General features: G+C 59.4%; 9 protein-coding genes. 3 read left to right on the top strand and 6 right to left on the bottom strand.

Translation table 11 applies throughout. The features are described from left to right. From B2W52_RS01600 to tfpB, 3 genes are all read left to right on the top strand, one after another. Nucleotides 1-313: NADPH-dependent FMN reductase family protein (locus B2W52_RS01600; RefSeq protein WP_476738506.1), on the top strand; the 313-nt coding region annotated here is incomplete at its 5' end. 57 nt (nt 314-370) lie between these two features. Then, nucleotides 371-742, top strand: coding sequence for a DUF2069 domain-containing protein (locus B2W52_RS01595; RefSeq protein WP_008172908.1), 372 nt, complete (start codon nt 371-373; stop codon nt 740-742). A 20-nt stretch (nt 743-762) separates the two neighbouring features. After that, nucleotides 763-2,580: a type IV pilus assembly ATPase TfpB gene (gene tfpB / locus B2W52_RS01590; RefSeq protein ID WP_053114904.1), complete on the top strand. Its 1,818-nt coding sequence runs from the start codon at nt 763-765 to the stop codon at nt 2,578-2,580. 7 nt (nt 2,581-2,587) lie between these two features. Here the strand turns inward: tfpB and B2W52_RS01585 are convergent, their stop codons facing one another. The 6 genes from B2W52_RS01585 to B2W52_RS01560 form a co-directional block, all read right to left on the bottom strand. Further along, entirely contained in the window at nt 2,588-3,643 is a 1,056-nt protein-coding gene (locus tag B2W52_RS01585; RefSeq protein WP_008172911.1) for a DUF3080 domain-containing protein, read from the bottom strand. Nucleotides 3,644-3,679: 36 nt separating this feature from the next. Further along, nucleotides 3,680-4,372 (bottom strand): acireductone synthase, encoded by a 693-nt coding sequence (gene mtnC, locus B2W52_RS01580; protein WP_008172913.1) that lies wholly within the window; start codon nt 4,370-4,372, stop codon nt 3,680-3,682. After that, nucleotides 4,369-4,929 (bottom strand): 1,2-dihydroxy-3-keto-5-methylthiopentene dioxygenase, encoded by a 561-nt coding sequence (locus B2W52_RS01575; RefSeq protein WP_008172914.1) that lies wholly within the window; start codon nt 4,927-4,929, stop codon nt 4,369-4,371. The genes mtnC and B2W52_RS01575 overlap by 4 nt, the downstream gene beginning before the upstream one ends. Continuing rightward, a complete protein-coding gene (locus B2W52_RS01570) occupies nt 4,926-5,552 on the bottom strand; it encodes a methylthioribulose 1-phosphate dehydratase (RefSeq protein WP_008172915.1) in 627 nt (208 codons plus the stop codon). The genes B2W52_RS01575 and B2W52_RS01570 overlap by 4 nt, the downstream gene beginning before the upstream one ends. A 49-nt stretch (nt 5,553-5,601) precedes the next feature. Beyond that, the gene (locus B2W52_RS01565; protein ID WP_286801060.1) at nt 5,602-6,597 is read right to left on the bottom strand and encodes an XdhC family protein; all 996 of its coding nucleotides are present in this window, start codon (nt 6,595-6,597) and stop codon (nt 5,602-5,604) included. Then, on the bottom strand, nt 6,590-8,164 hold a 1,575-nt coding region (locus B2W52_RS01560; RefSeq protein WP_286801059.1), incomplete at its 5' end, for a xanthine dehydrogenase family protein molybdopterin-binding subunit. The genes B2W52_RS01565 and B2W52_RS01560, both read right to left, overlap by 8 nt.

The following is an 8,164-nucleotide window of genomic DNA, read 5'->3' as shown; positions in this document are numbered from 1 at the left end:
CGGCGACCTCTGGCTGAGCGGAACCCTGGAAGGCAAACCGGCGGGCGCGTTTACCTCTACCGGCAGCCTCCATGGCGGGCAGGAAACGACTCTCATGACCATGATGATGCCGCTGCTGCATCATGGCATGGTGGTCTGTGGTCTCCCCTACTCGGAGAAGAGTCTCGGCGAAACGGACACCGGTGGCACACCCTACGGCCCTACCCACTGGGCCGGAACCGGCGAACAGCAACCCCTGAGCACGCATGAGAAAGCCCTGTGCCAGGCCTTCGGCGAACGTCTGGCGCGACTGGCGCTGAAACTCGCTGACTGATACGCGACCGGGCGCAGGACGTACTTTGCTTTACACTTACCGACTCCGGAACACACTATGCTGAACAACCCGAAGGCCCGCATCACTGTGCGGGCGACGATCGCCCTTTACATCGGCGTGCTTGCCACCCTGCTGATTACCACGTTCTACCCGGCTCCCGTCGAGGGTGTTTCAATACCCCTGATGCTGGCGGTGAAACTGGTCCCGCTTCTGCCCTTTGCGGTCACGGTCTTTCGCGGTCACAATCGGGGCTATATCTGGATGTCCTTCGTGGTGATCTTCTACTTCACTCAGGCCGTTGTTTCGGCATGGCTGAGCGAAGGCGCCCCGGGGCCGGTCATTTTGACGGTACTGACCTTCCTGTTGTTCACTGTTGCCATGATTCACCTGAAGGTGAACCGGCCGGTGGCAGACGGAAACACACCCTGAAGACCTGGAACTGACCCTCTATGGCTGACACAAGCAACTCCGGAACGGTGCAGCGGCCACCCGCGCCGCCCAGAAGTACCCTGACCCTGAGAGATGTTTGCACCGCGCTTGTTACCAGCGGGGAAATCAGCCAGGAAGACGCAGAGCGGGTGTTGTCGGCCAACCTGGGCGCGGCAACCGGCGACGGACAGAAAGGCAGGCGCCACCCGCTGGAACTGGTGGCGATTGCCGCGCTGACCAGCCAGAAGAGCGGTCGTACCCTGGATCTGGATCGGCTGACTCACTGGCTGGCCGACTGGGCGGGGCAACCCTATTACCATATTGATCCCCTCAAGATCGACACACCCGCCATTGCCCGGGTGATGTCTTACGCCTTTGCGCAGCGCCATGGCATCCTGGCCGTTGAGATCGGCGCCGATGAGGTGCTGATCGCCAGCGCAGAACCTTTCAAGAGCGATTGGGTGCAGAACCTTCAACAGGCCGTTCGCAAGGATATCCGGCGCGTTGTCGCCAATCCCGAGGATATCCGCCGGTACACCGTGGAGTTCTACCAGCTCGCCAATTCCGTCAGCAAGGCCAGCGGCAGCCAGGGCCCGGGTGTTGCCGGCAACCAGAATTTCGAGCAGCTGCTCGATCTTGGCGCCAGCGAACATCCGGACGCCAATGACCAGCACGTCGTCAAGATTGTCGATTGGTTGCTCCAGTACGCCTTCGACCAGCGCGCCTCGGATATTCACATAGAGCCCCGCCGCACGGTCACCCAGGTCCGGTTCCGGATCGACGGCGTTCTGCACAACGTTTATGAGTTCCCCGAGCATGTGGGCGTGGCGGTGACCAGTCGCCTCAAGATCCTCGGTCGCCTGAATGTGGCGGAAAAACGCCGCCCCCAGGACGGTCGTATCAAGACCCGCAAACCCGACAACCGGGAGGTGGAACTGCGTCTGGCCACCATGCCGACTGCCTTTGGCGAAAAGATGGTCATGCGGATCTTTGATCCAGACGTGCTTTTGAAGTCCTACGAGCAACTGGGATTCGGCAAGGAAGACCGCCAGCGCTGGCAGGAAATCACATCCCGCCCACACGGCATCGTCCTTGTCACCGGGCCCACTGGTTCCGGCAAGACCACGACCCTGTATTCGACCCTGAAACAGATTGCATCGCCCGAGCTAAACGTCTGCACCATCGAGGATCCCATCGAAATGGTGGAGCCGGCGTTCAACCAGATGCAGGTTCAGACCAATATCGACCTGACCTTTGCAGCCGGCGTAAGGGCGCTGCTGCGTCAGGACCCGGATATCATCATGATCGGCGAGATCCGCGACCTGGAAACGGCGGAAATGGCCGTGCAGGCTGCCCTGACAGGCCACCTGGTGCTATCGACCCTGCATACCAATGACGCCCCGAGTGCGATCACCCGAATGATGGAACTGGGCATTCCGCCTTACCTGATTCGGGCAACGGTACTGGGCGTGATGGCACAACGGCTTGCCCGAACTCTGTGCCCCCATTGCAAGGCGCCCGGGCCCGCGGACGAACAGGCGTGGCAGACCCTCACCCGGCCCTGGAAAGCGCCGGTTCCAAAGCAGTTCTATCAGCCCGTGGGTTGCCTGGAATGCCGGAACACAGGGTATCTTGGCCGCGCAGGGGTTTATGAAATTATGACGCTGTCTGGCGCATTGCTACGACAGATCACCGATCATTGCGAGCTGGAGCAGCTCAGGCTGGATGCCTACAAGGAAGGCATGAAATCCCTGCGCTTGAGTGGTGCACAGAAAGTGGCCGCCGGCCAGACAACGGTGGAAGAGATTCTGAGGGTGACGCCGGAAAGCCAGCGCTGAATGAGGGTCAGGCTCCCGGGCGCAATCCGCACTGGCCCAGTAATTCCTGCCAGGCTTTGGTGTGGGCCATCATGGCCACGTCCAGTTCCCGCCACAGGCTGGCCTCGGCGCTCTGTGAGAGATGCCGCTCATACCAGCCGGCGAAACTTTCTGGCATGACCGCCCGCTGCATTTCCGCCAACTGCTCGAACGGCTCGATGAGCGCCACCCGTCCCTGGGTCACAGTGCTCATATAGGGTTGGATCTTTTCGATATAAACACTGAAAAACATACTCTGAACAATATCCGACTGGTTGTTCGGCTGGCCGTTAATACACAGAGGCTTGCCCTCAATTCTCTGCCTGAGCAATGCCGTCCCGTCCTTCAGCCTTGCAGTCAGAAGAAGCGCGCTGTTGATCAACTGACCGGCGCGGTATTCTGCCTGCCAGCGCTGATGAACGTCGCCGGCAAAGTCGAGGGAAACCGCCAGATCTTCAGAGTACAAACGGGCCACTGCTGCGTTCAGGCTGTCGATATCAAGGGCGAGATCAGACACCGGATTGCCCTCTGGCGCGACGGGATAGTCACCCTTGGCCAGGGTAAACAGTTTTTCGATTTCTTCGACGCCCCAGGTGGCATTCCAGATAGCAATGGGCAGGGATTCAAGCTTGCTGTCGATACCACCGGCAAGCTCTTCGGCAAATTCTTCATCTTCTATATCCGGCAGACAGTCCCTGGCCGCTTCGATAAACCGGATTTCATAACGAAGGCGGTTCAGGGGTTGCATAACCCGCCCCATCACCGAGTTTTTCTCACCAACAACGTACTGGAGTTCACAGCCGTAGAGCGATAGAAAATCGAGCATTCCCATGTCCAGTTCGGGCATGGTCAGCACACGGTCACGGCGGCGGGGAAGCTGGCTGGCGGAGGGAATGTCAGAAAACTCGGGATCGGCTTCCAACACGCGGGCCACCCGCTCCACATACTCGTCCATCATGGGACGCGCATCCGAGAACGGGTCGCAACCGGCAAGAAGCACGGCGAGAACCGGCGCAAAGATTCTGCAAATTCCGGTTCCGGGCATTCATTCCTCCTGCGATGGCGTTAAAAAGCCCTGGGCCTAGCGCTTTTGCAGCAGGGCATCAACCTCCGCAAAATCACGGGCAACGAAACGTTCGGTTTCCGGCAGATCTCCCTCGCGAACAAGCCAGGCAGTTTGCATGCCGGCTTCCTCGGCTGCCTCCAGTTCGGCTTCCACATCAGACAGGAACAGCACCGTGCAGGCCTCGACGCCCAACTCAGACAGAATATTCCGGTATGAAACGGTCTCTTTCTTGCCACCGATGCGGGTATCGAAATAGCCCGAGAAAAACGGCGTAAAATCGCCTTCCGTGGTAAAACCGAAAATCAGCTTCTGGGCTTTCACCGAACCTGATGAATATACGAACAAACGCAGCCCCCGATCATGCCAGCGTTGAAGGTAGTCGGCTGCGTCAGCATAGATGTGCCCTTTCAGCTCTCCCTGCTGATAGCCCTGCTCCCAGACCATGCCCTGCAGCGTCTTAAGAGAGGTTTCCTTGCGGTCTTCCCTGATCCAGGTTTCAAGCACTTGGATCAGCCCTTCGACATCCTCACGCGCAACGCCTGAAACCTCGGCCACTGCGTCCAGTTGCTCAGACACAGCCGAGCTGTCCTGATGCTGGTCACGGACAAAACGCGGCAGGTGCTCGCTGGCATAGGGAAACAGGACATCGTGCACAAACGAAATAGAGCTGGTGGTGCCTTCGATATCCGTGAGCACAACCCGGATCATTCGGCCGCTCCTGCCAGCGCCTCATAGCGAGGCAGGCGACCGGCGATGTCTTCACCGGTAAAGTCCGCCACCCAGCCCTCGGGGTTGGTGAACAGGCGAATGCAGGTAAACGCAGGTTCCGGGCCCATATCAAACCAGTGGCGAGTGCCATCGGGCACACTGATCAGATCGTTTTTCTGGCACAGCACGGCGAAAACCTCGTTGCCGAAGTGCAGGTAAAACAGGCCCTGGCCACGGACAAAGAAACGAACTTCGTCTTCACTGTGGGTGTGCTCATCCAGGAACTTTTGCCGGAACGCGTCTTTCTGCGGATTGTCCGGGTTCAGGCTGATCACATCCGCGGTCTGAAAACCACATTCGTGCTTCAGTTTCGAGACTTCCTCGCTGTAGGCCTCAAGGATGTCTTCCTGGGAGGCGTCAGCCGGCAGATCTTTCGTTGGCCACTGCTCATAGCGCACACCGTGCCGGGCCAGAAGCTCCCGTATTTCTTCAGGATTCCCGGTCACTTTGCGTGCCTTTTCGGGCTGGCTCTGGTCGAAAATACTCAGGGTAGTCATGGGCGAACCCTCATGGTTTCAAGCTCACATTCAAACAGGAATTCAAAGGCCTCGACATGGCGCAGGCAATCGGCCATGGTTTTGCCCCAGGTGTACAGGCCATGGCCACGAATCAGGTAGCCTGGCTGTTCCGGATGCTCCCGGAACCATTCGCGAGTTTGCTCCGCCAACGCGTCGATGTCCTGGGTGTTGTCGAACACCGGAACCGTCAGGACTGATTCGTGGGTCTCAACGCCGGTAAACGCCTTCTGCAGCTCATAGCCTTCCAGCGCCAGTGGCTGGCCGGGCTCAAGCAGACGACTGAGCACCGTTGCCTTCACCGAGTGGGTGTGCAGAACCGCGCCCACCTCGGGAAAGACCTCATACAGCACCGTATGCAGCCTTGTTTCTGCAGAGGAGCGACAGTCGCTCTGTACCGGCCGGCCGGCCAGATCGACCACCATGACATCACCCGCCCCCAGCTGTCCCTTGTGACGGCCTGAAACAGTAATGGCGATGTGTTCGGCATCAATGCGGGCAGAATAGTTACTGCTGGTTGCGGGCGACCAACCCTGCTGGTACAGGAATCGACCGGCTTCCACAATCGCATCCGCGGCGACGGCGTATCGGGTTACATCAAACACGAGTTCTCTCCCGGGTTTCAGAGCGCTTGGGACACTCCCATGGGCGCCATTATAGGGACGAACCAGCTCCTCGCAAATGATGCCGTGCGGCAATCAGATCGGCGACAATGGAGACAGCAATTTCTGCCGGTGTCTTGCTCGGAATATCAACACCAATGGGAGCTCGCAGGCGTTCGAGTGCCTCTTTTTCAAGCCCCAGAGATGCCAATCGTTCCCGCCGGGCTTCCGAAGTTCTTTTCGACCCCATTGCGCCTATGTAAAAGGCACTGGAGTGAAGAGCTGCAAGCAACCCCATATCATCGACGCGCGGATCATGGGCGAGGGCCAGAATACCGGACCAGGCGTCGCCAAACTGTGTCGAAATCAGATCATCGGGCAGGCGCCGGTCCAGGGGAATCCCTTCAAAACTCCAGCCGTCGGCGAAGGCCTCCCTCGGCTCACAGAGGGTGACAGCAAAATCCGCCGCGGTCGCGAATTCAAAAACGTAACGGGCGACTTCGCCGGCACCGATCAGCAACAGCCGGCACTCGGGCTGCAAAGCATGAAGAAGCTGTTCACCGTCGAAGTGGACCGCGTTACCGGCCCGGGAGACAGAATGCTCCAGCGTCGCAGCCCCGTTTATCGGCACGCGACGAACCACCGATTCGCGATCGCGCAAGGCAGCCGCCAATGCCTGAACGTGATCGAGACCCACCTGGCCCCGGTAGGGTTCAATCAGAAGCCGTATCCGGCCACCGCAAGGCAGCTGGAAATGATCCCGGTCATCATCGGTGATTCCATAATCAACGAAAACCGGATGTTCCGGCCCGTCTTCCGCTGTGCGCCGGAGCAGATCCTCTTCCAGACAGCCACCGGACACCGACCCGCTCCAGTGACCGGATTCTGCAATCGCCAGCCAGGAGCCGACCGGACGCGGCGAGGAGCCCCAGGTGTCCACTATGGTGCAAAGCCAGGCTCTCTGACCTTCCGCCAGCCAGTGAGACATTCTGTCTAATACGGTCTGGTGGCCAGTAGCGACCGAATAGGCGACGCTTGAATCAGGCATTGGCTCTCAATGGCAGGCTACGCTGCCGCTTTCCATTGAGCGCAAACAGCGCATTTCCCAAGGCCGGGATCACCGGCGGCACGCCCGGCTCGCCGACTCCAGTCGGCGACTCGCTGCTTGCAACAATATCCACCAGTACCTCAGGACGCTCGTACTGCCTCATTAGGGGATAGTCGTGGAAGTTGCTCTGCTGGACCTCGCCATTCTCCAGCGTGATTTCTCCATAAAGTGCCGCGGTCAGCCCAAACAGGATACCGCCCTCGATCTGGTCCTCCACGATACGGGGGTTTACGACCTGGCCACAGTCCACCGAGCAGGTGACCTTGTATACCCGGATCGCACCATTCTCGATTCCGGCTTCCACCACCTGGGCAACGTACGTTCCGAAACTCCGGAACAGGGCGAGCCCCCGGGCCCGACCCTCTGGCACCGGCGACTGCCAGTCGGCCAGCCTGACAACCCGGTCAAGCACTTCAAGGTGCCTCGGCTCGTGGCCAATCAGGCGACGACGGAACTGGTATGGATCCTCACCTGCCTCATGGGCAAGTTCGTCCATGAAGGTTTCGACGGCAAACCCGTTGTGGGAGAAACCTACCGAACGCCACCAGGTAATCGGAATGCCGGGATCGGTGTGGGTATGACGGATATCAACGTTGGACACCCGGTACGGATACTCGATGGCACCCTCGATTGCGGAGAAATCCTTCGGCGTCGCAATGCCTTCGGCCATCAGGCCGACACTGCCCAAAGTGTCGTACATGAATTTTGGCGCCCAGGGATACTGGGCAGGGGCCGCATTGCGGACATACCAGTCCAGGATCTGAGGACCAACAATCTGGTGATGCCAGCCCGTCAGCTCAGCACCAGACAGGCTGGCTTTCATACGGTGCAGCATGGCAGGGCGATAGAGATCGTGACGGGTGTCCTCTTCACGGGACCAGATGACCTTAACCGGCCGTCCGACCCGGTAGGCCACTGCCGCCGCCTCTTCGATATAGTCCTGAGTCAGTCGACGGCCAAAACCGCCGCCGAGAAAGGTCGTATTGATAGTGATATCGTCGGGGCCAAGATTGGTCACCCGGGCTGCTGCAATCCGGCCAAGGTCCGGCGCCTGTGTAGGGGCCCACACTTCCATGCCGTCCTCTCGGTACCAGGCCGTGGCATTCATGGGCTCCAATGTCGCGTGGGCCAGGTAGGGCTGGGCATATTCCGCTTCCACCACCCGGTCGCCCTCCTCCATGGCACTGGCAAAACTGCCCTCACTACGCTCGGACTCTCCGGGATCGTCATCGGCGGCGGCGCGGTAGGAGTCGAACACGTCGCCCGTAGACAGAGACACGGCATCCGAAAAATCCCAGTCTATCTTGAGCGCGTCCTGAGCCTTCCGGGCACGCCAGTATTTGTCGGCAACAACGGCCACGCCACGCTCGATCTCAAATACATCAAGCACACCCGTCATTGCACGGACCTGATCAGCGTTGAAGTCCCGAACGCGGCCGCCGCGTCGGGGAGGCCGTGAAACAACGCCGTACACCATGTCCGGAAGATCGACATCAATCCCGTAAAC

Origin of the sequence: Marinobacter sp. UBA2498, assembly GCF_002341575.1 — a bacterium.
Taxonomy (GTDB): domain Bacteria; phylum Pseudomonadota; class Gammaproteobacteria; order Pseudomonadales; family Oleiphilaceae; genus Marinobacter; species Marinobacter manganoxydans.
This window is presented reverse-complemented; position numbering and strand designations above follow the sequence as displayed.

Bases quoted from the DNA above. Each gene is read 5' to 3' on its own strand.
- B2W52_RS01595 (WP_008172908.1), top strand. From the start codon at position 371: ATGCTGAACAACCCGAAGGCCCGCATCACTGTGCGGGCGACGATCGCC.
- tfpB (WP_053114904.1), top strand. From the start codon at position 763: ATGGCTGACACAAGCAACTCCGGAACGGTGCAGCGGCCACCCGCGCCG.
- B2W52_RS01585 (WP_008172911.1), bottom strand. From the start codon at position 3,643: ATGCCCGGAACCGGAATTTGCAGAATCTTTGCGCCGGTTCTCGCCGTG.
- mtnC (WP_008172913.1), bottom strand. From the start codon at position 4,372: ATGATCCGGGTTGTGCTCACGGATATCGAAGGCACCACCAGCTCTATT.
- B2W52_RS01575 (WP_008172914.1), bottom strand. From the start codon at position 4,929: ATGACTACCCTGAGTATTTTCGACCAGAGCCAGCCCGAAAAGGCACGC.
- B2W52_RS01565 (WP_286801060.1), bottom strand. From the start codon at position 6,597: ATGCCTGATTCAAGCGTCGCCTATTCGGTCGCTACTGGCCACCAGACC.